Source organism: Thalassotalea euphylliae (genome assembly GCF_003390375.1).
Taxonomy (GTDB): Bacteria; Pseudomonadota; Gammaproteobacteria; order Enterobacterales; family Alteromonadaceae; genus Thalassotalea_F; species Thalassotalea_F euphylliae_A.
Map to the genome: position 1 here is coordinate 3397634 of NZ_QUOT01000001.1, position 25509 is coordinate 3423142.

21 protein-coding genes are annotated in these 25509 nt (G+C 41.5%); 11 read left to right on the plus strand and 10 right to left on the minus strand.

The genetic code is table 11. The features are described from left to right. Nucleotides 1–19: 19 nt before the first annotated feature. The 7 genes from DXX94_RS14930 (at nt 20) to mutT (ending at nt 8816) form a co-directional block, all read left to right on the plus strand. Complete coding sequence (locus tag DXX94_RS14930; RefSeq protein ID WP_116017100.1) at nt 20–802, plus strand: cell division protein FtsQ/DivIB; 783 nt, start codon at nt 20–22, stop codon at nt 800–802. 4 nt (nt 803–806) lie between these two features. Beyond that, a complete protein-coding gene (gene ftsA / locus DXX94_RS14935; RefSeq protein WP_116001288.1) occupies nt 807–2042 on the plus strand; it encodes a cell division protein FtsA in 1236 nt (411 codons plus the stop codon). A gap of 84 nt (nt 2043–2126) precedes the next feature. After that, nucleotides 2127–3278, plus strand: coding sequence for a cell division protein FtsZ (gene ftsZ / locus DXX94_RS14940; RefSeq protein WP_116001286.1), 1152 nt, complete (start codon nt 2127–2129; stop codon nt 3276–3278). Nucleotides 3279–3453: 175 nt separating this feature from the next. Next, nucleotides 3454–4368, plus strand: coding sequence for a UDP-3-O-acyl-N-acetylglucosamine deacetylase (gene lpxC / locus DXX94_RS14945; RefSeq protein ID WP_116001284.1), 915 nt, complete (start codon nt 3454–3456; stop codon nt 4366–4368). A 247-nt stretch (nt 4369–4615) separates the two neighbouring features. After that, the gene (locus DXX94_RS14950; RefSeq protein ID WP_116017102.1) at nt 4616–5515 is read left to right on the plus strand and encodes a M23 family metallopeptidase; all 900 of its coding nucleotides are present in this window, start codon (nt 4616–4618) and stop codon (nt 5513–5515) included. 93 nt (nt 5516–5608) lie between these two features. Then, entirely contained in the window at nt 5609–8311 is a 2703-nt protein-coding gene (gene secA, locus DXX94_RS14955) for a preprotein translocase subunit SecA (RefSeq protein ID WP_116017104.1), read from the plus strand. A 112-nt stretch (nt 8312–8423) separates the two neighbouring features. Beyond that, complete coding sequence (mutT, locus tag DXX94_RS14960) at nt 8424–8816, plus strand: 8-oxo-dGTP diphosphatase MutT (protein ID WP_116017106.1); 393 nt, start codon at nt 8424–8426, stop codon at nt 8814–8816. An 81-nt stretch (nt 8817–8897) separates the two neighbouring features. On the opposite strand, the gene yacG is transcribed toward mutT, so the two are convergent. From yacG to DXX94_RS15010, 10 genes are all read right to left on the minus strand, one after another. Continuing rightward, nucleotides 8898–9134 carry a DNA gyrase inhibitor YacG gene (gene yacG / locus DXX94_RS14965; protein WP_116018569.1) on the minus strand — a complete coding sequence of 79 codons (237 nt, stop codon included), beginning with the start codon at nt 9132–9134 and terminating at the stop codon, nt 8898–8900. Between the two features lie 43 nt (nt 9135–9177). Next, nucleotides 9178–9921: a cell division protein ZapD gene (gene zapD, locus DXX94_RS14970; protein ID WP_116001277.1), complete on the minus strand. Its 744-nt coding sequence runs from the start codon at nt 9919–9921 to the stop codon at nt 9178–9180. Nucleotides 9922–10026: 105 nt separating this feature from the next. After that, nucleotides 10027–10623, minus strand: coding sequence for a dephospho-CoA kinase (coaE, locus tag DXX94_RS14975; RefSeq protein ID WP_116017107.1), 597 nt, complete (start codon nt 10621–10623; stop codon nt 10027–10029). Between the two features lie 52 nt (nt 10624–10675). Further along, the gene (locus tag DXX94_RS14980) at nt 10676–11563 is read right to left on the minus strand and encodes a prepilin peptidase (RefSeq protein WP_116017108.1); all 888 of its coding nucleotides are present in this window, start codon (nt 11561–11563) and stop codon (nt 10676–10678) included. A gap of 91 nt (nt 11564–11654) precedes the next feature. Next, the gene (locus tag DXX94_RS14985; RefSeq protein WP_116017109.1) at nt 11655–12929 is read right to left on the minus strand and encodes a type II secretion system F family protein; all 1275 of its coding nucleotides are present in this window, start codon (nt 12927–12929) and stop codon (nt 11655–11657) included. A 49-nt stretch (nt 12930–12978) separates the two neighbouring features. Further along, a complete protein-coding gene (pilB, locus tag DXX94_RS14990; protein WP_116017110.1) occupies nt 12979–14682 on the minus strand; it encodes a type IV-A pilus assembly ATPase PilB in 1704 nt (567 codons plus the stop codon). Between the two features lie 91 nt (nt 14683–14773). Further along, on the minus strand, nt 14774–16756 hold the full coding sequence (locus tag DXX94_RS14995) for an LTA synthase family protein (RefSeq protein WP_116017111.1): 1983 nt from the start codon (nt 16754–16756) through the stop codon (nt 14774–14776). A gap of 227 nt (nt 16757–16983) precedes the next feature. Continuing rightward, nucleotides 16984–17418, minus strand: coding sequence for a pilin (locus tag DXX94_RS15000; RefSeq protein WP_116017113.1), 435 nt, complete (start codon nt 17416–17418; stop codon nt 16984–16986). Nucleotides 17419–18179: 761 nt separating this feature from the next. After that, nucleotides 18180–19076 (minus strand): carboxylating nicotinate-nucleotide diphosphorylase, encoded by an 897-nt coding sequence (gene nadC, locus DXX94_RS15005; protein WP_116017115.1) that lies wholly within the window; start codon nt 19074–19076, stop codon nt 18180–18182. 56 nt (nt 19077–19132) lie between these two features. Further along, complete coding sequence (locus tag DXX94_RS15010) at nt 19133–19648, minus strand: retropepsin-like aspartic protease family protein (protein ID WP_309545221.1); 516 nt, start codon at nt 19646–19648, stop codon at nt 19133–19135. A 207-nt stretch (nt 19649–19855) separates the two neighbouring features. On the opposite strand from DXX94_RS15010, the gene ampD reads away from it, so the two are divergent. From ampD to aceE, 4 genes are all read left to right on the plus strand, one after another. Then, nucleotides 19856–20431 (plus strand): 1,6-anhydro-N-acetylmuramyl-L-alanine amidase AmpD, encoded by a 576-nt coding sequence (gene ampD, locus DXX94_RS15020; protein ID WP_116017121.1) that lies wholly within the window; start codon nt 19856–19858, stop codon nt 20429–20431. A 60-nt stretch (nt 20432–20491) separates the two neighbouring features. Then, on the plus strand, nt 20492–21334 hold the full coding sequence (gene ampE / locus DXX94_RS15025) for a beta-lactamase regulator AmpE (protein WP_116017123.1): 843 nt from the start codon (nt 20492–20494) through the stop codon (nt 21332–21334). Between the two features lie 552 nt (nt 21335–21886). Then, nucleotides 21887–22654: a pyruvate dehydrogenase complex transcriptional repressor PdhR gene (gene pdhR / locus DXX94_RS15030; RefSeq protein ID WP_116001256.1), complete on the plus strand. Its 768-nt coding sequence runs from the start codon at nt 21887–21889 to the stop codon at nt 22652–22654. A 173-nt stretch (nt 22655–22827) separates the two neighbouring features. Further along, nucleotides 22828–25506: a pyruvate dehydrogenase (acetyl-transferring), homodimeric type gene (gene aceE / locus DXX94_RS15035; protein ID WP_116017125.1), complete on the plus strand. Its 2679-nt coding sequence runs from the start codon at nt 22828–22830 to the stop codon at nt 25504–25506. Nucleotides 25507–25509 lie beyond the last annotated feature (3 nt).

Consider the following 25509-nt stretch of genomic DNA (forward strand, 5'->3'; position numbering starts at 1 on the left):
CTAAGGATTTAAAAAGTTAATGGCAAGAGCATCAGCTAAAACATTGGCTAATAAAAACGAAACCAAAGCAAACGTGCATTGGACGTTTTGGTTGGGGTTGACGTTTTTTCTGATGGTCGTGGTTGGCTTGTTGTCGGTGGCTTGGTTTATTGGTCAGAAGTTTAATTCAGCCGAAACCTCGCCAGTAACGCATGTGGCGATATCGGGCGAAATGCCATACACCCGCGAAAGCGATGTGTTAACAGCATTAGCGCCATTAAATATCGGCAACTTTTTTAAAGTGAATGTTAACCAGGTACAAGCGCGTGTGGCGCAATTGCCTTGGGTGTATTCAGTGTCAGTGCGCAAGCAGTGGCCAAACGAATTGAAGATTTATGTGGTTGATCAGGCGCCGATTGCCCGTTGGAATGGCGACTTTTTTATCAACCAATACGGTAAGGCGTTTCAGGCGTCACATGAGCGTGTAAATCATCCGCTACCGGCGTTTTTTGGCCCTGAGGGCAGTGAGCAGGTGGCGTTAGAGAATTACCACAGTTTGAATAAGCTGTTGGCCTATAGCAGTTTGGCGATTAACGAATTGGTACTGTCAGAGCGTTTTTCTTGGCAGTTAACGTTAAGCGATGGCGTACAGATTAATTTAGGCCGTGAAGAGCGTGTGCAACGAGTACAACGCTTTATGGATATTTATCCACAGATTAAACAGTATCAAAAACAAGACGAAGTGATTGATTACATTGACCTTCGCTACGATACCGGTGTTGCGGTTGGCTGGAAGCCAGCCCCTGAAGAGCAAAGAGTGTAAATTGATGGCGAAAGTAGCAGAAAGAAAATTAGTTGTTGGCCTAGATATCGGTACGTCGAAAATCTCGGTTGCCGTTGGCGAAGTAACGCCAGAAAACAAACTCAGCATAGTTGGGGTCGGTAATCAGCCATCACGTGGTATGGATAAGGGCGGCGTGAATGATTTGAATTTAGTGATTCAATCCATTCAACGTGCCATTAACGAAGCCGAACTCATGGCGGACTGTCGCATTAGTTCAATTTACTTAGGTATCTCTGGCAAGCACATTAGCTGTCAAAACGAAAACGGTATGGTGCCAGTCAGTGACAACGAAGTAGTACAGGAAGATGTCGACAACGTGATTCACACGGCACGCTCTGTCCCTATTTCTGCTGAGCGTCGCATGTTACACGTGCTGCCACAAGAGTTTAGTATTGACTGCCAAGATGGTATCAAGAGCCCAATAGGTATGTCTGGTGTTCGTATGGAAGCCAAAGTGCATATTGTTACCTGCGCTAATGACATGGCGAAGAACTTAGTTAAATGTGTTGAGCGCTGTGAACTTAAAGCCGATCAACTAATTTTCTCAGCATTGGCGTCAAGTTACGCGGTGGTGACAGAAGATGAAAAAGAGCTAGGCATCTGTGTCGTTGATATTGGTGCTGGCACTATGGATTTAGCGGTATTTACTGGTGGCGCACTGCGTCATACAGCTGTAATCCCTGTCGCGGGTAATCAGGTTACTAGTGATATTTCGAAAATCTTCAGAACGCCACTTAGTCATGCAGAAGAGATCAAAGTGCAGTATGCCTGTGCATTGCGTCAAATGGTTAGCATGGAAGAAAGCATTGAAGTACCAAGTGTTGGCGGTAGACCTGCACGCAGCATGTCGCGTCATACCTTGTCAGAAGTTGTTGAACCGAGATATCACGAATTATTTGAATTAATTCAAGAAGAACTGCGCGAAGCAGGCCTAGCCGATCAAATCGCGGCGGGCTTTGTGCTTACGGGGGGGACCTCGAAAATGGAAGGTGTAGTGGAGTTTGCTGAAGAAGTTTTCCAAATGCCAGTACGTATCGCCCAGCCATTACCTGTTGAAGGTTTATATGAGTATGTGAGCGATCCAAGCTACTCAACGGTGGTTGGTTTGTTGCATTACGGCATGCAGGAAAGTGGCAACGAAGAGAAAGCAAAAAAGAATGTAGAAGGTGTGACCGACTTATGGTCACGCGTTCATGCCTGGTTTAAAGGCGAGTTTTAATTGTCGTTATTCGCATCATTGCGAATAACGATTGTTGTTTAAATTTTTGGTGGAACAAAAACGTTAAAAAACGGAGAGAGTATTATGTTTGAATTGATGGAAGATCATAACGAAGAAGCTGTAATCAAGGTCATTGGTGTTGGCGGTGGCGGCGGTAACGCTGTTGAGCATATGGTAAGCCAAACTATTGAAGGTGTTGAGTTTATTACTGCAAATACTGATTCACAGGCATTGCGTAACTCATCAGCTAATGTGACTTTGCAGTTAGGCAGTGATGTTACTAAAGGTTTAGGTGCTGGTGCGAACCCAGAAATTGGTCGCCGCGCAGCAGAAGAAGATCGTGAAACTATTAAGCAAACGCTTGAAGGTGCAGACATGGTCTTTATCGCTGCTGGTATGGGCGGCGGTACTGGTACTGGCGCAGCGCCAGTTGTCGCAGAAGTTGCTAAAGAAATGGGTGTATTAACGGTTGCTGTTGTGACTAAGCCTTTCCCATTCGAAGGTAAGAAGCGTATGAACTACGCCGACCAAGGTATTGAGTTCTTGGCAAACCATGTTGACTCGTTAATTACTATCCCTAATGAAAAGCTATTAAAAGTGCTTGGCCCAGGTACGTCACTACTTGACGCATTTAAAGCGGCAAACAATGTTTTACTTGGCGCAGTTCAAGGTATTGCTGAGCTGATTACTCGCCCTGGTCTAATCAACGTGGACTTTGCCGACGTTCGTACCGTAATGTCTGAAATGGGAACGGCAATGATGGGGTCTGGTATTGCATCTGGTGAAGATCGTGCACAAGAAGCAGCAGAAGCGGCGATTGCCAGCCCGCTACTAGAAGACGTCGATTTAGCGGGTGCACGCGGTATTTTGGTAAATATTACCGCTGGCATGGATATCAGCATTGACGAGTTTGAAACTGTTGGTAACCAAGTAAAAGCTTTCGCATCTGAAAATGCGACGGTTGTTGTTGGTGCGGTAATCGACCCTGAAATGACAGATGAACTGCGTGTAACTGTAGTAGCAACGGGTATCGGCGCAGAGCGCAAGCCAGATATCACGTTAGTTAATCCAGCACCTGCGGTTGAGCAGCAAGTTGTTGGTGGTGACTATGTTGCAGCACCACAAGCTGAGCCAATGACAGCAGCAGTACCAGAGTCAGCACCCGTGACTACGTCAGCGAAAGAATTGGATAGCTATTTAGATATTCCAGCTTTCTTACGCAAGCAAGCTGACTAATTATTAATAGCGATGCTAGCCAGCTAAACAATTTAGGCTAGCAGCTAAATGTTACAAATCGTACAGGCTTTGGCCGTATTTTTGATTTGATAAACAAATTTTGATACATTACGCAACCGCTTAGTAAGGTGGTCGGATGTTATCCGAATTTTATTGACTTAAGAACAGGCGATCTATGATTAAACAACGTACATTAAAAGATAGCGTTTCAGCAGTCGGTGTTGGTTTACACAAAGGTGAGAAGGTTAAGGTTACTCTCCGTCCTGCACCTGCTAATACTGGCATTGTGTTCCGTCGTGTAGACTTGGAGCCAGTGGTTGATATTAAAGCAACGCCAGAAGCTGTTGGTGAAACGACCTTATGTACGTGTTTAGTGAATGAAGATGGTGTTAAGATTTCCACCGTCGAACACCTTCTTTCAGCTATTGCTGGGCTAGGTATTGATAACCTAGTGATCGATGTTGATTCGCCTGAAATCCCAATTATGGATGGCAGCGCATTACCTTTCGTCTACCTGATTCAATCAGTAGGTGTTGAAGAGTTAAACGCTGCTAAGCGCTTTTTACGTATTAAAAAGCCAATTCGTGTTGAGGAAGATGATAAGTGGGCAGAGCTTTTACCATACAATGGTTTTAAAGTTGATTTTGCGATCGACTTCGAGCATCCAGTTATCTCAAAAACAGGTCAAAGCATGACGATGGACCTAACCTCGTCATCATTTATCAAAGAAATTAGCCGCGCTCGTACGTTTGGCTTTATGAAAGACATCGAGTTTTTGCGCTCTCATAACCTAGCATTAGGTGGCAGTTTAGAAAATGCTATCGTGCTAGACGAGTACCGTATGCTTAATAGCGACGAGCTTCGTTACGATGATGAATTTGTGAAGCACAAAATTCTTGATGCAATTGGTGATTTATACATGGGCGGCGTTAGCATTCTTGGTGAATTGCGCGCGTTCAAATCAGGCCACGCAGTAAACAACATTTTGCTACGCGAAGTGTTTAAGCAGACAGATGCTTGGGAATGGGTAACATATGAAGATGAAGCCAGTGCACCAGCCATGTTCCAAGAGCTAAGTGTAGCAAGCTAATTTATGCTTCATTAAAAAGGTCGGCAATGCCGGCCTTTTTTGTATCTAGGCTTTAATGCGTTTTATTTGTGCTCATTTTTCTACTAACACAGTACAAATATGCCAAGCCATTGAGTTTTTCGTGGATTTATGCCAAAGTTCCGCAGATTATCACAAAACTGCATAAGCGATTTATGCATAAGATTAAGGCAAATACGACACCGTTTTATTTTTGAATGTTAAATGGTGTGTTTAAAACCAAGTAGTTATGAGTTTAACCCTTTTATATCGCGGCAATAATGTTAGGTTCTCAATGAGGCTGTCGAAGTTTCATTGGTTGTCTGCGTTATCGGTTTTTGCCCTAGTTTCAGGTTTAGTGATCCATTTAGTCATTTCAGCTAATGCAATTCCAGCTAACTCTTCACCGTCAATAGAGCCGACAACTCAAATAGCCGAATTGCCTTCATCAGACAAGCAACAAGTCATTGCATTGACATTAAAGTTAGCTGAACTGCAATCGCAAGTGCTGCGTCTTAATGCACTTGGTGATCGCCTAGCTGAAGAAAATAATATTTCTGAAAAAGAATTTAATTTTGACCAGCAGCCGCCTGCTGGTGGGCCTGTTCAATCGCCCGAGCAAGTGAAAAGTAAAACGCTTGCAGAGCTGTTACTTGAAATAGAAGCACTAGAGCAGCAAGTTGCTCAGGAACAAAATCAACTGATGCTACTTGAATCAGTGACGCTTGGTCACCATATACAAAGCAATAGTTATTTGTCTGGCCGACCTATTGTTAAAGGCTGGTTGTCATCTTACTATGGGGTGAGAAAAGACCCATTCCACGGTCGCCCAGCGATGCATAAAGGCGTTGATTTTGCGGGTAAGGAAAACGCACCGATTATCGCGACAGCATCTGGCATTGTGAGTTGGTCAGGTGAACGATACGGCTATGGTAACTTAATTGAGATTGATCATGGTGACGGTTATAAAACGCGCTATGGCCATAACAAGCAACTGCTTGTTGAGTTGGGTGACGTGGTAGAAAAAGGGCAAATTATTGCGCGTATGGGAAGTACAGGGCGCTCAACTGGGCCACATGTTCATTATGAAATTTTACGTAATAACACCCAAATAAATCCGATAAAATACGTTTATCGCAAAGCAAAATAACCCTAAGATTGAATCGCTTTTTTAGTTGTGGTGCGAACCACAGCATGAATTTTTATTAGTTGAAGAATTGTCTTCTAAATTTGGTTTATCAAAATGTTTGTAAAGTTAATGACAAAAGTTTTCGGAAGTCGCAACGACCGTCTTCTGAAGAAAATGCGCAAAGAAGTTGCGACGATTAATGCCCTAGAGCCAACAATTGAAGCACTTAGTGATGAAGAGCTAAAAGCTAAAACGGATGAGTTTAAAGCGCGTATTGAACAAGGTGAGTCATTAGAAGCCATTCTTCCAGAAGCTTTTGCCGTTGTGCGTGAAGCAAGTAAGCGCGTGTTTGGCATGCGTCACTTCGACGTACAAATGATTGGTGGCATGGTACTTAATCAAGGCAAAATCGCTGAGATGCGCACAGGTGAAGGTAAAACCTTAACGGCTACCTTGCCAACATACTTAAACGCCCTTTCGGGCAAGGGTGTTCACGTTGTTACGGTGAACGACTACTTAGCGAAACGTGATGCTGATTGGTCGCGCCCATTATTCGCATTTCTTGGCCTAACCGTTGGCTGTAATATTCCAGGCCTGTCGCAGCCTGAAAAGCATGAAGCGTATCAGAGTGATATCACCTACGGTACGAATAACGAGTTTGGTTTTGATTACCTGCGCGACAACATGGCATTTTCTGCCGGTGACCGCGTCCAGCGCCCACTAAACTTTGCGGTAGTGGATGAAGTTGACTCAATTTTAATTGACGAAGCGCGTACGCCGTTAATTATCTCAGGTCAGGCTGAAGATAGTTCAGAGCTTTACCGAGCAATTAATACCATAGTGCCGGGCTTAGAACGTCAAAGTGAAGAAGATAAAGACGAAGATACAGGTCAATCTGAAGATTTCGTTGTTGGCGATTACACCATTGACGAGAAAGCCAAGCAGGTTTACTTAACTGAACGTGGCCAGGTTAATATTGAAGAGATTCTTCAGCAAAAAGGCTTGATTAAAGAAGGTGAGTCACTGTTTGCAGCGGCTAATATTTCTTTACTTCACCACGTTATGGCTGCTTTACGTGCTCATAACTTATTCCAAAAAGACGTTGATTACATTGTCAAAGATGATGAGATTGTTATCGTAGATGAGCATACGGGTCGTACAATGGAAGGCCGTCGTTGGTCTGAAGGCTTGCACCAAGCAGTTGAAGCCAAAGAAGGCGTACGTATTCAAAATGAAAACCAAACGCTTGCTTCTATCACATTCCAAAACTACTTCCGTATTTACGAAAAGCTTTCTGGTATGACAGGTACTGCTGACACTGAAGCGTTCGAATTTAACCATATTTATGGTTTAGAAACGGTCATCATCCCGACTAACCGTGAGATGATACGTAAAGACATGGCTGACTTAATCTATTTGACGGCTGAAGAAAAATACGAAGCTATTCTTGAAGACATCAGAGATTGTGTTGAACGTGGACAGCCAGTATTGGTTGGTACAATTAGCATTGAAACTTCTGAATTCTTGTCGGCATTCCTTAAAAAATCGAAGATTAAGCATAAAGTACTCAATGCTAAGTTCCACGCGCAAGAAGCTGAAATTGTTGCCGAAGCGGGTAAAACAGGCGCAGTAACCATTGCTACGAATATGGCGGGTCGTGGTACCGATATCGTCTTAGGTGGTAATTTAGAAGCTGCCCTTGCAAAGCTAAATAACCCAACCGAAGAACAAGTTGAAAAAGCCAAAGCGGCGTGGCAAGAAGAGCATGATAAGGTGCTTGAACTTGGCGGTTTACACATTATCGCGACAGAGCGTCATGAGTCACGTCGAATTGATAACCAATTACGTGGTCGTGCCGGTCGTCAAGGTGATGCGGGTTCTTCTCGTTTCTACTTATCGATGGAAGATGGCTTGATGCGTATTTTCGCATCTGAGCGTATTGCTAATATGATGCGCAAGTTAGGTATGGAGCGTGGCGAAGCTATCGAGCACCCATGGGTTACCAAGAGTATTGAAAACGCACAGCGCAAAGTTGAGGGTCGTAACTTTGACATTCGTAAACAGCTTCTTGAATTCGATGACGTAGCTAACGATCAACGTAAAGTGATCTATGAGCAGCGTAATGAGCTTTTAGATGAAAGCGAAATTGGTGAAGTAATTTCGGTTGTTCGCTCTGATGTTATTAACGGTGTGATTGACCAGCATATTCCACCACAATCGTTAGAAGAGATGTGGGATGTAACAGGTTTAGAAGAGCGCTTAAAAGGCGAGTTCAATACTGAATTGCCAATTGCTAATTGGTTAGCAGAAGATAAGAGCCTACACGAAGAAACATTACGTGAAAAAATCGTTGGTGAATTTGAAAACACTTACAGCGCAAAAGAAGAAATGGTTGGTGCCGATGTGTTGCGTCAATTCGAGAAAGCGGTAATGCTTCAAAGCCTTGATTCGCACTGGAAAGAGCATTTATCAGCGATGGATCACTTACGTCAAGGTATTCACTTACGCGGTTATGCTCAGAAAAACCCTAAGCAAGAATACAAGCGTGAGTCATTCGAGTTGTTCTCAGAGATGCTGGATAATTTGAAATATGACGTTGTTGGTATTTTGAGTAAAGTTAAAATTCAGGCGGAATCAGATGTTGAAGCGGTAGAAGAACAACACCGTAAAGCAGAAGAAGTGCCTAAAAACTTTGAGCACCAAAGTGCCGAAAACGAAGTAGCGCCGCAACAACGCCAACCTCGTGTTGGTCGCAATGACCCATGTCCTTGTGGCTCAGGTAAAAAGTACAAGCAGTGTTGTGGTAAGTTAAGCTAACCTAATCAATAGGTCACTGATGTTGAACAAAAAGGGGATTGATATCCCCTTTTTTGATGCCGTTTCAAAACTGTAATCTAGACAATAAGAAAATTAATAAAAGAGACGTTAGATGAAACTAGTACATGTAGCAGTAGGTGTGATTATTCAAGATGAGAGTGTATTTCTTACCAGAAGGCATTCAGATGCGCATCAGGGCGGCAAATGGGAGTTTCCTGGGGGTAAAGTTGAATCTGAAGAAACGGTTGCCCAAGCGCTAGCTAGAGAGCTTAAAGAAGAGGTTGATATCGATATACTTGCATGCCAGCCATTGATGGAAATCAACCATGATTATGGCGACAAACAAGTTAAGTTAGATATTTTTATTGTCGATCAGTTTAGCGGTGAACCCAGCTCGCAAGAGGGCAATGAGCAGCAGTGGGCAAGTATTAGTAAATTAGGGGCTATCGAGTTCCCGGAAGCAAACCTTGCGATAGTAGAAAAGCTGACAGCGCTGTATGCTTAAAAATAAATTTACAGTGAAGTAGTATCTAAATTAAAAAGCCACTCGGAATAAGTGGCTTCTATAAGCACATAATTAGCGATATTATTCAGGTTCTACAAAAAACTTATGATGCTGTAAGAACTGCTCTTCCAAGGCGTCAATCATCTCTTCTGACATAGGCTCGGCACTTTGCACAGGCTGCGAAATTTTATGGTTTTCTTCAGCCCAATCCCCTAAATCAATTAATTTGCAGCGCTCTGAACAAAAAGGGCGATGTTCGCTGCTTGCTTGCCAAACAACAGGTTTATCACAGGTAGGGCATTTGACTGTGGTTGCCATAAATATAGAATTTTTTGAAGAGTTAATGGCGGCGAGTATAGCGTTAGCAACGAGCAAGTTCAAACTGTGTCGTTTGCTTGGAATACTTGCGACCTGTTTGCTGACAAGGCAACATAAAGCGTATGGAATAGCGAAAACGATTGCCGCTTATGGTTGGATAGTATTCCGCACCCTCTGGCACTTTTATGCGCAACAACAGCAAACCTTCACCATTGTCTTGATAAAAGCCAGAATCACATTCAATGGCTTCGAAACTTCCTCGTTGGCGAATGAATTTTAACACTAGAGAAATTGCATCACGTAATAGTGCGAACTTAGCTAGCCAGTTTTCCATATCTGAGAGGGTGTAATTTTGCGCTCTTGCGAGCCAATACTGTAGTTGTGGTAGGTCAAATAGAGAGCTGCCGCCTTGAATAGCGAAGCGTTGTTTAATTGAGCCTAGTAATTTGTCTTGTCGAAGCTCATGCCATGCTTGCTTGTTTACTCTGAGCTGGCAAACATAACCTACGATTTGTTGCAAGTTTTTTTCTAGCGCTTTGCTGTCGATATCAGGTGATTTTGACCACATGACTAAATGCTGTTCGAGCCGTTCAAGGTCTTTTATCAATTCACCGCGAATATCATTGCGATCTAAGGTGTCGAATATAGCAAACAATGCATTGAAAAATACTTGATAATTATCAGTAATATATTGGGCATCACAATTGTGGGCTTGAACAAAAAGTTGCTCAAGTTTTAAGTAGTTGCGTATGCGCTCATTAAGCGGGTGCTCGTATAAAACTGACATCGTAACAGTAGCTCGGTGGATCTATCAGGTTATACTAACGATTGATGATCTAAATGGCGAATTTTTTCATTAAATTGTCATTTTATTGTGATCACAAGAAGCTCACTAACTTGCTGCTAACGAAAGATATTTTTTGTGAAGTTTGTGAACTTGTTGCTCTACATAAGTTAAGTTAGCGCTGCTATTGTCAATAACGTCATCTGCTTTTGCTAATCGTTCTTCACGTGAGACCTGAGCTGAAATTATGTTGTTTATAACTTCTGGCGTGGAGTTATCTCGCTTTAACGTTCGCTCAAGCTGCTGCTCTTTGGTGATATCGACGACTAAAACGTTATCAACTTGCGCGTCTAACCCATTTTCAATCAGTAAAGGTGCAACCAGTAGCTTGTAGGGGGATTTGGCTTTGGATAATTGAGTAAATATCTCTGTTCGGATCAGCGGATGAAGTAACTGATTGAGCCATTGTTTTTCACTGTTATCGGTAAAAACGATTTGTCTCAATTTTTCTCGATTGAGGCTACCATCGGTTTTTAGTACCTGTTCGCCAAAATGGTCAGTAATTTTCGTTAAGCCCATAGTGCCCGGTTCAACAACTTCCCTAGCAACAATATCGGCATCGACAATATCAATACTCAAATTCGCAAAATAATTGGCGACAGTGGTTTTACCGCTACCAATGCCGCCAGTTAACCCTATAATCATATGCTTTGTGATTTCCTAAACTGTTCTTAACTCAATTTTTCATCTTTGGAAACTAAAGAGCTAGGGTAGATAAGTACCATTGCCAGATAGATTCACCCCAAAGTAAACATATCCAACCAGCAACAGCCAAGTATGGGCCAAATGGAATTGCCTGATCTCGTTGATGATTTTTAAATAGAATTAATGAGATACCAACGATAGCGCCGACAAAAGATGCCATTAAAATTAGTAGAGGCAAAAGTTGCCAGCCCATCCAAGCACCGAATAATGCGACTAGCTTGAAATCACCATGACCCATACCATCCTTGCCAGTGATTAGTTTGAACAACCAAAAAACAGAAAACAAACTCATATAGCCTGCAATAGCCCCAACAACAGCGTCTTCAATGGGAACAATTAAGCCATTTAAGTTGATGAGTAAACCTAGCCATAGAAATGGGAGGGTGATTTGGTCTGGCAGTAACATATGATCTAAATCGATCATGGTTAAGGCAACAAGGGCAAAGGTTAGGAGCAGCACCCAAGCCGCGACCCAAGTAACACCAAAATGACTCGCAACGGCCAACCCGAGCAGTGCAGTTACAAACTCAACAAGCGGATAACGTTTGGATATTTTAGCGCTACAACTACTGCATTTACCTTTTAGAAAAAGCCAACTGATTACTGGGATATTTTCATAAGCCTTAATTGCATGGCCACATTTGGGGCATGTGGAGTTTGGCTTAGAAAGTGATATAGGGGTAACATCTCGCGTCGGTTTTTCTGGTACTTCATCTTTTAAAAATTCGCGACATTCAAGGTACCAAGCAAGCTCCATCATTTTGGGTAAGCGATAGATAACAACATTTAGAAAGCTACCGACCATTAGCGAAAACACAAACACAGTACCTAGATAAAACCATGGGAATTGCTCAAAAGCGGAAATAGTGTTTTCTAACATGTTTCAAACTCAAAATTTATATACTTAGTAAAAATAAAAAAGCCATTGTCTACCAATGGCTTTATGCGGGAAGTTATCAATAAAAGAGGAACTATACAACCTGTCCAATCTGAAATATAGGTAAGTACATCGCGATGATTAAACCACCAATTACAACACCCAAAACCGACATGATCATAGGTTCAAGTAAAGCAGTTAAATTATCTACGGCATTATCTACTTCAGCCTCATAGACTGTTGCGACTTTAGCTAGCATATCGTCTACTGCACCGGACTCTTCACCAATGGATACCATTTGTATCACCATATCAGGGAATATTTGCGAATTTCTCATCGCTAAGTTCATTTGCATACCTGATGATACTTCTGACCTTATGTCTAAAATAGCATCGCGATAGACTGCATTACCTGACGCACCAGCTGCTGACTCAAGCGCATCAATTAACGGTACACCAGCTGCAAAGGTGGTTGATAGTGTACGCGCGTAACGTGCAACAGCTGCTTTATCTAGAATGTCTCCTATGACAGGTATTTTAAGTATGCTTTTGTCAACTTTATCTCTAAACGCTTGACTATTCCGATGAGCTCTCTTAAACAAGAAACCAGCAATAAATAAAGCAGCTAAACCTATATACCAGTATGACTGCATAAATTCAGATATTGCAATTACTAGCAGGGTAAATGCAGGGAGCTCAGCGCCAAAATTAGCAAAAATTTCTTGGAACACAGGAACTACAAAGATAAGTAAAATTGCTGTTACGACAAAGGCAACAACTAAAACGGAAATTGGGTAAGTTAATGCTTTCTTTATTTTTGCTTTAAGTGCTTCTGCTTTCTCTTTGTATGTTGCAATACGATCATAGATAGTTTCAAGCGCACCTGATTGTTCGCCAGATGCTACTAAATCACAGTATAGGTCATCAAAATACTTAGGATGCTCTCGAAGGCATTCAGACAATGGTAATCCAGAGCCTAATTTTGCTGATATTTCGTTAAGCAACTTTTGCATATTAGCGTTGTCATTGCCTTTAGCGATCATTTCTATACTTTGAACCAAAGGCACCCCTGCTCCAAGCATTGTGGCGAGTTGGCGGGTTGTTGTTGCAATATCTACTGGTTTTATCGGTTTGGCACCACCGCCAATCCCGAATAATGGCCTAGGCTTTTTCTTTATTCTACCTGGAGTTATACCTTGTTTTCGTAGTTGTGCTTTAAGCTCTAAAACGCTAGCGGCAGATAATTCACCAGAGATTTTTTTACCTTTTCGATTTACGCCTTGCCAAATGAAAGTATCGTTTACTTTCGTTTTGATATCTTTATTTTTACTTTTCTTTGGGGAGCTTTTTGATGCGGAACTTACTGCCATGTTAACTTCCTTCGCGCCTTATATTAGTTTTATTTACAGCCGAGTTAATCTAGTTAGCAGTAACACGATTAACCTCTTCTAGGCTAGTGATACCGCTAATTGCTTTTACTATGCCAGATTGTCTAAGGTTATTGTAGCCCTCTTTTTGGAACTGGTGGGCTATGTCAAGTGAGTTACCTCCTTCCATTATTATACTGGCTACTTCGGGCGTAATTTTTACCACTTCGTAAATACCTACTCGCCCCTTATAACCGCCTGTGCAATCATCACAGCCAACCGGCTTATAAATGGTAAAGGTCCCTAACTTATCTTCAGGGAAGCCCAGTTGCCTGAGGTGATCGTGAGGTATGTCATCTGGCGCTTTACATTGAGTACAAAGCCGACGTGCAAGTCGCTGTGCAATAATAATGCTGACAGAGCTGGCAACATTAAATGCTGGGACTCCCATGTTAAGCAGACGAGTTAGGGTTTCTGAGGCGGAGTTTGTGTGCAGTGTTGAAAGCACCAAGTGACCAGTTTGTGCTGCTTTAATAGCGATTTCCGCCGTTTCTAAATCACGAATCTCACCTACCATCACAATATCGGGATCTTGTCGAAGGAAAGAGCGGAGTGCACCAGGAAAAGTAAGGCCAGCCTTAGTATTAATTTGAACTTGGTTTATACCCTCTAAGTTAATCTCAACAGGATCTTCTGCCGTTGATATGTTGCGCTCAGCGGTATTCAAAATATTTAAGCCAGTATAAAGCGAAACAGTTTTACCAGAGCCTGTTGGCCCTGTAACCAAAATCATACCTTGTGGTTGGTCTAGGGCTTCCATATAAATGTCTTTTTGGTCTGCTTCATAGCCAAGCATATCAATGCCAAGCATTGCACTAGAAGAGTCCAATATCCGCATTACAATCTTTTCGCCCCACATGGTAGGCAGGGTAGAAACACGGAAATCGATAGATTTCTTCTTCGATAATGCCAGTTTTATACGACCATCTTGTGGTACGCGTCGCTCTGCTATGTCTAGCTTAGACATGACCTTTAAACGGGCAGCCATTCTAGAGGCTAATGCAACAGGAGGTTTGGCTATTTCATTTAAAATTCCATCGATACGAAAGCGTATTCGATAGGAATGTTCGTAAGGTTCAAAATGTAAATCTGAAGCCCCTTTTTTTATAGCGTCTAATAGAATTTTATTAATATAAACAACAATTGGTGCATCATCTTGCTCCTGCCCAACAGTTTCATTATCACTTTGCTCTTCTTGAACCTCTATACCTGCCAGTTCGTTCGAATCGATATCGCTGATATCCAAAGCTTCAACATCAGACTCTAAAACATCGTCAATGGATTTTTGTAAACTACTTTCATCAACGAGCACTAGTTCGGTGGAGAATCCAGTATTAAATTGAATGTCTTCTAGGGCATCAATATCGGTAGGATCCGACATGGCTACAAAAAGTACTTTGCCTCGCAAATATAGGGGCAGAGCATTGTGCTTTCTTATAAGTTTTTCGTTTCGTACGCCTTCAGGAACAAGTGATGCATCAAACTTAGAAAGGTCAATAAGCGGGTAGCCAAAAGATCGAGAGAGTGTGGAAGCAACGGTTCTACTATTTAGTTTTTTTTCTTCGACCAAAAATCGTATAAAGGGCTTGTCTTGGCCTGAAAATTCCGAATTTATAGTTTCAGCTATTTCAGGAGACAATAGGTTATTTTTGGCTAATGCATTCAACAAGCTTGATTGTTGGTGAATCCCTTTCATATGATCTTTTAAACCAATAATTTATAACTAAAGTTTAACTTAATTTAGCGGACAAAAACATAGTCAATTTTCTTGAACGAGAAACCAACAATTAACCTTTTTTTATAGGGAGATGTTGTGCATAACCACTTTCAACTGCTAACTCTAAATAGCGCATAAAATTTTCACTTTGTTCGAATAGGTTAAATTCTTCGGGGGTTTCTGATGCACAATAGTGTTGGTTGATTTGTCTACAATATAGGTTATCTTGCTCGCAAATTTTGACGTTGGGCAAACATTCTAAATTGTTATATTTAAAACCATAATTGTTAACGTTCATGGTAAAGATTGGCCTAGGGCTCAAGGTTTTGTATGTACCAAGGAAAGGACGACCAATGAAAGAAACCTGCTCTGAAATATTGAGCATTGACAATATCGTAGGAGCTATATCTAAATGACTCAAGTCAATACCTATAATTTCACTGTTGCGCTCCGGCGTGACGACCAATAAGGGTACGCGATAAAGCACATTATGTCGTGATAGCTCGGTGTCAATGTTATCTGGGTAAAAAGGTACGCCGTGGTCGGCAGTAATCACTAATATTGTGTTATCTTTTAAAGGTGAGTTATTAAATTTTTGCCAAAATTTACCTAATGCATAATCGGTGTAATAAATCCCTCTTTGATACTCATTGTAAACACTATCTTTAAATTGCGTCAGCTTTGGGAAGTTTACGTTTTTGTAATTCCAGTTGAAGGGCTGGTGATTAGTCAAAGTCAATATTTGAGTGAAAAATGGTTTTTGATTAGAGCTATTAAATTCAATCATGTCATCTAGCATTTTATTAAAGCTATATGTATCGGGTATTCCCCAACCTATATCTAAGTTCTCATCATAGCCTTGTGAAATAAACTCTTCTTTTGCAATCACATGTTGAAAACCAATGCTTGGATGAAACTTTTCTCGGTTAAAAAAAGTTTTGGTAAAGCCATGATACCAAAATGTCTGATAATCGTTTTTACTCAGAATTTCAGGTAAACACACACCGTTAAATTCACCCTTGATAACTGAATATGGTGATTTGCTTGCAAAGTCTATTGCTGAACATAGGATAGCTTGCTCAGCCTGTACAGTTGTCCGGCTATTACTGTAAAAGTTAGGGGCAACAATCGCGTGATTCGCTATTTCATCAAGGTTTGGTGTAAGCTTGATATCGCTATTAAATAAGCTTGTTTCATAGGCTCTAAAGCTCTCTAATACGATTAAAATAACGTTAGGCTTGGCACTGCTTAAACGCTGAGATTGTGTAGTGTTAGGTACATATAACAGTGGGTGGCTAATATCTTGTTTGTGCTCAAGTCCTGGGTAATCGAGTAACAATGAGCTAAATCTTTCGTAGTGATAGCCATCTGGAACTTCGACAGGGATGTTATTGGCTAAAGCTTTAGCTAACACTTGTAGGTCAGCTTTTTCCTTAAATGCTGAATGGTTCAGATATTGCTGGCTAATTGGTAAAGACCTCAACATAAACATCACTGGGCTTTCTGTGCTGTAATCATAGGTTGACTGTTTGTTTACCCAATGCGTTTTGTGTTCGTAGCGTATATTATGAGCGGAGAAAAGTGCTAATGCGCAAACGGTAAATGCTACTGGAGGAAGCCACTTTCGAGTAAACTTCATCTTTGCTGTTTTGAGATTAGCGTGTGCCAATACACGCCAACCAATCATTGAAATGCAAAGAAAGTAGACTAATAAAGCTAAAGCTGGAATTAAAGAAAATTTATCCGCGGCTGAAACTAGATCTTTAAATAAAAAAATCTGTTCATAACCGATATATCCGCCAAAAAATTGAAAAAACTTATAACTGGTAAAGGTAAAGAGTAAAGAACTCGCTATTAACAGCGAGAGAATAAAGGCACTCCATTGCTTAAAAATGTTGTATAGCACATAGCTTACTACCATACAGCTAACTGCAAAACTAAGGGAGTCTACTCTGCCAAACTCATCATGAGTAAATAGAATAGTCTCTAATATCCACGCATTACATGACAGAAAAAGAAAGTAGATAAATAGGGGAATTCGATTAATTTGCATAGCATCCTTTGCCTACAAGAAATTAATAATACGTCGTGTTAACTTGTATACAGCGGCGAATATGCTTTTCTTTTAAACTATATCGTGTGTGTATAGGTTAGTAGAGTTTATTTAAACTCGAGCTTTAACTTAAATTCTAACCGCTAAACAGAAGTTGACAGTTAATATAAAAGAAAAAAGGCTCGTTAGAGCCTTTTTTACTACGTAACTAGACCGCTGTATTTCAATTAACAGTAACCTTTAGCTACACAACCACCTGTTACCGCCCAAGATACAGCACCGTTACTTACCGTGCCAGTTAATATATAAGTATCTCCAGCAACGATACCACCAACGGCGTTTGGTGCTACGGTAACTGTATAGCCATCAGCTTCAGTGCCACCTAATGTAATAGTGTTAACTAATGCTGCTGCTGTCCAACCTGCTTGCACGGTAATACCTGAACAGTTAGCTGGGCGGCCTGTTTGAACACATACTTCAATCGCTGACTTAGCTGGCGATGCAGCTAATACAACTTCTGAGTATTGTGCGCGGTCAGAATAACTTTGATAAGCAGGCAATGCTACCGCAGCTAGAATACCGATGATCGCAACAACGATCATTAGTTCGATTAACGTGAAACCCTTTTGGGCTTGTTTTTGAATATTTTGGATTTTATTCATAATAATAATTCCATCTTTATTACGGGGGCTGGAAACATAGTGCAATAAAAAGCCAGAGATGTAAAACAATGTAACTTATTTTTTTGTGTTTTTTTGATAATTACTGTAACTTGGTCTCTTGTTAACATGTTGTTTACATTTGTCTGTTGGATATGGTTTTATTTGGTAGCGAGTTTTGAAATGAAAGTTTGAGATTTGGAGTCAGCGAATTGAAATCAGTTATTTAGGTAAAACTGCAGAAAGGGTTTAAGTTTTCAGGCTTGCAATTGATGAAAGGAATACCCTTGTTTGCTCCAAAAGTAGTCAATGTATGATGAGGGGGAACTTGACAGGGACTTTTGTACCTATAGAGAATAGAGATTTGAACTTTTAATATTGTATCTAACAACTCGTTTTCATCTTTGTTGGCAAAATTCAAAAAAAAAGACAAACGAAAGCTAAAAGGCGATAGCTTTGCCCTAATTCGTTTTATCAGGTGATGTTAAGGTGTGCTTTATTTGACTGAATTGATAGATATTGCGCCGTCAATGCTGGTGTATTTATATATCCATTCAGCTCAGCTATTTCTTGTTAACCAACTCTTTTAGATATACTTAAATATTAATCGTGAGTTTTAGCCTTTTGAGCTTTGCGAATAGATAAAGACCAAATGCTGACATTAGCGTGACTGAGATATTGATAATTTGTCCAATTAGGAAGTGAGCTACTTACTAATAAAGATGAGCAAGTAGCTTGAATTCAATGCGCTTAGTTAATAAGAGTTATGAAAAGCGCATTGATAAATCGATGGCCTTCACATGTTTGGTTAAGGCACCAGAAGAAATGTAATCAACACCGGCTTGTGTGTATTCCTTCAGCGTTTCAATGGTCATATTGCCAGAAACTTCTAATTTAGTTGCTTGGTTGTGCTGTTGGTTATAGGTTTCTGTAATATGTACAGCTTGCTCTATCATGGCTGTGGTGAAGTTATCCAGCATAATAATGTCGCAACCAGCTGTTAAGGCTTGATTGAGTTCATCCATTGATTCCACTTCAACTTCCACTTTGATCTCTGGCTTATTGTGACGCGCTGTCGCCACGGCTTTATCAATTCCACCACAAGCAGCAATATGGTTTTCTTTGATTAAGTAAGCGTCAAATAAACCAATACGATGGTTATTACCGCCACCGCAGCTTACGGCATACTTTTGTGCACTACGCAGTCCCGGAATTGTTTTTCGCGTATCTAGCAGCTTAGTTTTACCATCTGCTAATTCAGCGACGTAGCTGGCTGTTAGTGTCGCAGTGCCCGAAAGTGATTGCAGGAAGTTTAAGGCAGTGCGTTCACCCGTTAATAAAATGCGGGCATTACCGCTTATCTCAAATAGTACGCTATTGGCTTTAACACGTTCACCATCGTTCACAAACCAAGTGATATTTGTCTCAGTACCTTGCACTTCATCGAGTTGCTTGAATACTTCGTTTACCCAAGCAACGCCACATACAATGCATTCCTCACGAGTAACAACAGTTGCTGACGCACTATTTTCAGCTGGAATTAACATCGCAGTTACGTCAAAGCTAGCATCTAATTCAGCGAGCGGAGCAATGCCTAAATCTTCTTTTAAGGCAAGTGAAACAGAATGGCGAATGTCTTGTTGTAACGCAGCAGGTAGCATTGGGGCTTTTCTCTTTATCTCTTTAAATTAGTGAATAACAGGGGAAGTTGGTGAAACTAACGTTGTTCTAATACAAGCTGATTTCCAGTTTGGCGAAATTCTACCTTTTTTAGGGCGCTCATGCCTAACAGAATTTCATCACTTTGCATACCTGGATTAATATGGGCATCAACATCGTATAAATAAAGGTTACCAATGGATAAAGATTGTATTTTTGTACGATACACTCTTACTGTGCCATTGGCTGTTTGCACAGGGTAGCTGCCATAACCTTGTAAACCAAGGCGTTCGGCAACCCGTGCTGGTATTGAAACTTGTGTCGCCCCCGTGTCTAGCAGGAATACAACGGGCTCATCGTTAATTGTGCCGCTAGTAATATAATGGCCGCTTCGGTTTTGTTTTAAGGTGACGCTGGCTTTACCTTGCGATGACAGATTTGAGTCTGGCCGCTGGTTAGGGTTCCATTGATTATCTAAAATCCCTTGAAAGGCATAGATCAATATACCTATTGCCAAAATCCAAGCAATCCAGATAAAGCCTCGGCCAAATGATGTTTCTTGATTATCTTTCACTATTTCTTTGCTACCAATTTCTTTGTTGCCAACTTCTCTGATGCCAACATACGGCTATCAATTCTATTAGCGCTAGCCTTACCCACACTTTTAAATAAGCTAATTCGTATCGATAGTAAATGAGTGCTAATTGATATTATCATACGTAAATATTTGCCATTTGGCTGTATTTGACTTTTTTTCGCACCAAAGTAGTTGTAAGAAATCATGTTTACGATTGAAAACGGTTGGCTAGTTGAAGCTGAGCAACAAGTGTCACCCCATTTTACGCCGAGAGAGGCAACACAAGATATTAGCTTGCTAGTTGTTCATAATATTTCGCTGCCACCGGGTAAGTTTGGTGGCGGATATATTACTGACCTGTTTATGGGGAGATTAGATAAAAATGCTGATCCATTCTTTGAAGAGATTTATCAACTTCAGGTTTCTGCCCATTGTTTAATTCGTCGCGACGGTCATGTGATTCAATATGTATCATTTAACGATAAAGCTTGGCATGCTGGTGTTTCTAATTTTGAAGGCAGAGAGCGATGCAATGACTTTTCTATTGGCATCGAACTGGAAGGCACAGATAGCATAGCTTACACAGATTCTCAGTACCAAAAACTGGTCAGCTTAGTGCAAAAATTACAAGAATCTTATCCACTTATTGGTCATAATAATATTGTTGGCCATTGTGATATAGCGCCGGGGAGAAAAACGGATCCGGGTGAATCATTTGATTGGCAGCGCTTTAAATCCATGCTGAATAATTGCAAGCAACCTAGCACAAATCATATTTAGCAGTTATATAGCACTCAAATAGTTAAACAACTTTAAGGTAGTTAAGGTAGCGAGAAGGTTATGGGACTAATTAGTTTACTTATCTCATTAGCAGCAGAAAAAAGCTTATCTTCGCCGTTTTGGCAGTTTAACTACGCCTTTGGCCATTATATGTCAGTGGTGAAAAAGCAAGATTTTCACAATAAAGTGACTGGCGTTTTGCTGCCTATTATTTTGCTGGCGGTGCCAGTTGTGCTCACCTACCTAGCGTTATCATTTGTTGAAGATGGCTTGCTCCATTTAGTTGTTTCAACAGCCATACTTATAATTTGTTTTGGCTGCGTAAAAACGCGAGACACTTACAAGTGTTTTCTACAATCTGCTTTTAAAGGTGAATTAACCACTTGTGATTTGCATTATCAGCAGTTGATCAGCGATAAGAGTCTGCCTGATCACGGTTTTGGCCAAACACTCGTTTGGTTAAACTATCGTTACTATATTTCAGTGATGATGTATTTTGTGGTGTTTGGCGCAGCAGGTGCTGTTTTCTATCGTTTGCTTTGTAGCTTAGATGAGCAGCAGCACCGTTTAACTGAGCAAGAGCCAGAAAGTGCCGCAATAACCGATGTGTATAGCAAACTATTATTTATCGCAGACTGGCTGCCAGTAAGGTTAGCGTCATTTGGTTTAATGATTGTTGGGCACTTTTCCAAAGCATTTCCTGTGTGGATTGATAACTTTTTTCAGTTTAGTAAGGCGCCACAATGCGTGCTAATTGATGTTGCTCAGCAAGCAGAAGATATCATGGTTGATGATAAAGACTGTACTGCAGAACCATGCTTGCTGGTTAAGTTGGCTAAACGTAATGTGTTACTTTGGTTTGCCGTTATCGCAATTCTGACCCTCTCTGGCGTGATCAGTTAGTTCTGCTTATTTCCTCTTAGCTAGTATTAGCTAGAGTTAAATACTTTGGCCTGATTCGTCGATACTTACTTCCTGTAGTGAAGTAATAACTGCGGGCTTGCTTTTTCCTACTTTCATGATCTATTGCGCTTAGCTCTTAACTAGCAAAACTAGTTATGCTAGCAAAGCGCTAAGCTGGGCCGGCAGTTTAGTCTCATCTTTAAAAGCTAAGGCTTTGTTTTAACATCTTTTGCCTTAAGTTGATTGTCATCAATTATTTGGTTGGACAAATAAGCTTTACCTAATAAGCACTGCCGTTTTAATTCTGTTTGCTGTTCAGACCACTTCTTCGAAATCCGTTATAGCGCCCATTTTTGTTGACACAATTAGTATTTTATTTTGCTGGAAAAATGATCGTTTCCAACTAAATTAATTTACAGTGTTCACTAATTTTGCTACTTTATTAGAGTAAAAATTTAATGGTAAGACCAATTTACCAATTGTCAGCTGCCAATTATAGCTATTAGCGAAATGGCGACATAGTAAAAGCAATGGTGGAGTGAACACTCACAGATGGTGTCAATAAAAAGCGTTAAGACAAAGCAACCCAAATTATCAGATGTCATTCTGGCACAGCTGGAGCAAATGATTGTTGAGGGCAGTTTAAAGTCAGGGCAGAAACTGCCGCCAGAGCGAGAGCTAGCTGCGCAATTTGAAGTCTCTAGACCGTCATTGCGTGAAGCAATTCAAAAGCTAGAAGTCAAAGGGCTAGTCACACGTAAACAAGGCGGTGGCACTTTTGTGACTGACAACCTGTTAAGCGGCCTGTCAGATCCTTTATTTGATCTAATGTCGAAAAGCCATGAGTCGCAATTCGACTTGTTGGAATTTCGTTATGGCATTGAAGGTATGTCTGCCTACTATGCGGCGATGCGTGGTACCGAAGCCGACTTTGAGCAAATTAAGCTGAAGCATGAGAACATCGGTAATGTGCAAATTGAAAACAATTATCGCGCCGAAGCGGAAGCGGTTTTTGACTTTTACATTGCCATTTGTGCAGCGTCACACAACGCCATTATGTTACATCTTGCCCGCAGCATGTCGACGTTACTGATCGATAACATTGAACAGAACTTAACAATACTTGCCCAGCGCCCTGATATTTTTTCGAAAATCAGTGACTACCGTACCCAGCTGATGAATGCCATTTTAAGTGGCCAACCGCAAAAAGCGTGGGGAGCAAGTCATCGTCACTTAGCGCTGATAGAAGAGGTGCTATTAGAGCTAACACAAGAGCGCAGTCGCATGGAGCGTTCAATGCGCAGAATGCAGCGCTATTAGCAAGGCAAACGAAAGTTAAGCCAGTAAAAGTTAAGTCAATAAAGGCTGTAAATAATTTTAATTGGTGAGTAGCCGTTACTTGCCAAGCAAAAGAATAAGTTAAGCGGATAGTGAATTTTTAACTATCTTTATAAAGGTTTAATACCATAACAATATGGAGACTAAGTAAAATTATGTCTGAGCTCCCAAATCACTTTGATGTTGATTCAGCCGAAACACAAGAATGGTTAGAGTCGTTAGAAGCCGTTTTGGATAATGAAGGTCCAGAGCGCGCTCATTTCATCTTAGAAAAACTGATTGACCGTGCCCGTCGTGGTGGTACGCATCTTCCTTTTGATGCAACAACGGCATACGTTAACACCATTGCGCCAGGCCAAGAGCCAAATATGCCAGCTGACTTAACGCTTGAATCTCGTATTCGTGCGGCCATTCGCTGGAACGCTATGGCACTAGTATTGCGTGCCTCGAAAAAAGACTTAGAGCTTGGTGGCCATATCGGTTCATTCGCTTCAAGTGCGATGCTTTACGATGTTGGTTTCAACCACTTCTTTAAAGCCGCGGGCCCTGAAAATGGTGGCGACTTTATTTTTGCCCAAGGTCATATTTCACCGGGAATCTATGGTCGCGCTTTCCTTGAAGGTCGTTTAACCGAAGAGCAAATGAATAACTTCCGTCAGGAAGTGGATGGCAACGGTTTATCATCTTACCCGCATCCGCACTTAATGCAGGATTTCTGGCAGTTCCCAACCGTGTCTATGGGTTTAGGGCCACTGCAAGCCATTTACACCGCGCGTTTCCTAAAGTACTTAACCGATCGCGGCATTAAAGACTGCTCTGGTCAGCGCGTCTACTGTTTCCTCGGTGACGGTGAGTGTGATGAGCCAGAATCATTAGGTGCGATTGGCCTAGCTGCACGCGAAAGCTTAGATAACCTGTGTTTCATTGTTAACTGTAACTTACAACGCTTAGACGGCCCGGTTCGCGGTAATGGTAAAATTATCCAAGAACTTGAAGGTACCTTCCGCGGTGCTGGCTGGGAAGTAATTAAAGTGATTTGGGGTTCATACTGGGATCCACTTATTGCACGCGACACATCAGGCAAGTTATTACAGTTGATGAACGAAACGGTTGACGGGGAATACCAAAACTGTAAAGCCAAAGGTGGTAAGTACACCCGTGAAAACTGGTTTGGTAAGTACCCAGAAACTGCCGCTATGGTAGCGAATATGTCTGATGAAGACGTATGGCGCTTAAATCGTGGTGGTCATGACCCTGTAAAAGTTTACTCAGCGTATGATCGCGCCATGAAAACTAAAGGTCGCCCAACCGTAATTCTTGCGAAAACCGTGAAAGGTTTTGGTTTAGGCCAATCAGGTGAAGCACAAAACGTTGCTCACAACGTGAAGAAGATGGATATCGAGTCTATCAAGCAATACCGCGATCGTTTCAATATGCCAATCGCTGACGACCAGTTAGAAGATTTGCCATTCTTCCGCTTCGACGAAGACAGCCCAGAAATGAAGTACATGCGCGCCCGTCGCGAAGCGCTTGGTGGTTCACTGCCAGCACGTCGTGAGCAAGCCCAAGAAGAGCTGGAAATTCCATCGTTAAAAGCGTTTGATGCCATTACTAAAGGCTCAGGTGACCGTGAAGTGTCATCAACCATGACCTTTGTACGCGTGCTAAATGCGTTATTAAAAGATAAGAAAATTGGTAAGCGCGTCGTACCTATTATCCCTGATGAAGCACGTACATTCGGTATGGAAGGCTTGTTCCGCCAAGTGGGTATATACGCTAACGAAGGCCAAAAATATGTACCACAAGATGCTGACCAAGTGGCTTACTACCGTGAAGACAAAAAAGGTCAGGTACTGCAAGAAGGTATCAACGAGCTAGGTGCAATGGCTTCTTGGGTGGCGTCAGGTACGTCTTACTCAACCTGTAATGCAACAACGATTCCATTCTACATTTACTACTCAATGTTCGGTTTCCAACGCGTAGGTGACTTAGCATGGGCAGCAGGTGATAGCCAAGCACGTGGTTTCTTATTAGGTGCAACCGCAGGTCGTACCACCCTAAATGGTGAAGGTTTACAGCACCAAGATGGCCATTCACATGTTCAGGCCAACTTAATCCCTAACTGTTTAACTTACGATCCAACCTATGGCTATGAAGTTGCAGTGATTGTGCGTGAAGGTTTACGTCGTATGTACGAAGAAAATGAAAACATTTTCTACTACATCACATTAATGAACGAAAACTACCAACACCCAGCAATGCCTGAAGATAAAGACGTTGAAGAGCAGATTATCAAAGGTATTTACCAACTAGAGCGGGTTGAGTCAGCGTCGGCGAAAGCTAACGTTCAATTAATGGGCTCAGGTACTATCTTGTTGCAAGTACGTGAAGCGGCACAAATTCTTGCCAATGATTACGGCGTTTCAAGTGATGTTTACTCGGTAACTTCATTCAATGAGCTAGCGCGTGAAGGCCAAGAAGTTGTTCGCCAAAACATGCTTAACCCAGAAGCAGAGCAGCAAGTGCCTTATGTTGGTCAAGTGATCACTAAGGATGCAGGTCCTGCAATTGCCGCAACTGATTATGTCAAGAACTACTCAGATCAAGTACGTGCCTTTATCGACACTGACTACCGCTGTTTAGGTACTGACGGCTTTGGTCGTTCAGATAGCCGCGCAAACTTACGTCGTCACTTCGAAGTGAATGCGTCTTACATCGTGGTTGCATCATTACACGAATTAGCAAAACGTGGTGAAGTTGAACACAGTGTTGTGACTGAAGCGATCAAGCGCTTCAATATCGACACTAACAAGATCAACCCACTTTACGCGTAATTG

Coding starts and splice junctions, on each gene's coding strand:
- DXX94_RS14930 (WP_116017100.1), top strand. CDS start 20: ATGGCAAGAGCATCAGCTAAAACATTGGCTAATAAAAACGAAACCAAA.
- zapD (WP_116001277.1), bottom strand. CDS start 9,921: ATGTCAGTTTTATACGAGCACCCGCTTAATGAGCGCATACGCAACTAC.
- aceE (WP_116017125.1), top strand. CDS start 22,828: ATGTCTGAGCTCCCAAATCACTTTGATGTTGATTCAGCCGAAACACAA.
- pdhR (WP_116001256.1), top strand. CDS start 21,887: ATGGTGTCAATAAAAAGCGTTAAGACAAAGCAACCCAAATTATCAGAT.
- DXX94_RS14995 (WP_116017111.1), bottom strand. CDS start 16,756: ATGCAAATTAATCGAATTCCCCTATTTATCTACTTTCTTTTTCTGTCA.
- secA (WP_116017104.1), top strand. CDS start 5,609: ATGTTTGTAAAGTTAATGACAAAAGTTTTCGGAAGTCGCAACGACCGT.
- yacG (WP_116018569.1), bottom strand. CDS start 9,134: ATGGCAACCACAGTCAAATGCCCTACCTGTGATAAACCTGTTGTTTGG.
- ftsZ (WP_116001286.1), top strand. CDS start 2,127: ATGTTTGAATTGATGGAAGATCATAACGAAGAAGCTGTAATCAAGGTC.
- pilB (WP_116017110.1), bottom strand. CDS start 14,682: ATGAAAGGGATTCACCAACAATCAAGCTTGTTGAATGCATTAGCCAAA.
- DXX94_RS14950 (WP_116017102.1), top strand. CDS start 4,616: ATGAGTTTAACCCTTTTATATCGCGGCAATAATGTTAGGTTCTCAATG.
- ftsA (WP_116001288.1), top strand. CDS start 807: ATGGCGAAAGTAGCAGAAAGAAAATTAGTTGTTGGCCTAGATATCGGT.
- mutT (WP_116017106.1), top strand. CDS start 8,424: ATGAAACTAGTACATGTAGCAGTAGGTGTGATTATTCAAGATGAGAGT.
- ampE (WP_116017123.1), top strand. CDS start 20,492: ATGGGACTAATTAGTTTACTTATCTCATTAGCAGCAGAAAAAAGCTTA.
- DXX94_RS14985 (WP_116017109.1), bottom strand. CDS start 12,929: ATGGCAGTAAGTTCCGCATCAAAAAGCTCCCCAAAGAAAAGTAAAAAT.
- DXX94_RS15000 (WP_116017113.1), bottom strand. CDS start 17,418: ATGAATAAAATCCAAAATATTCAAAAACAAGCCCAAAAGGGTTTCACG.
- lpxC (WP_116001284.1), top strand. CDS start 3,454: ATGATTAAACAACGTACATTAAAAGATAGCGTTTCAGCAGTCGGTGTT.
- nadC (WP_116017115.1), bottom strand. CDS start 19,076: ATGCTACCTGCTGCGTTACAACAAGACATTCGCCATTCTGTTTCACTT.
- ampD (WP_116017121.1), top strand. CDS start 19,856: ATGTTTACGATTGAAAACGGTTGGCTAGTTGAAGCTGAGCAACAAGTG.
- coaE (WP_116017107.1), bottom strand. CDS start 10,623: ATGATTATAGGGTTAACTGGCGGCATTGGTAGCGGTAAAACCACTGTC.
- DXX94_RS14980 (WP_116017108.1), bottom strand. CDS start 11,563: ATGTTAGAAAACACTATTTCCGCTTTTGAGCAATTCCCATGGTTTTAT.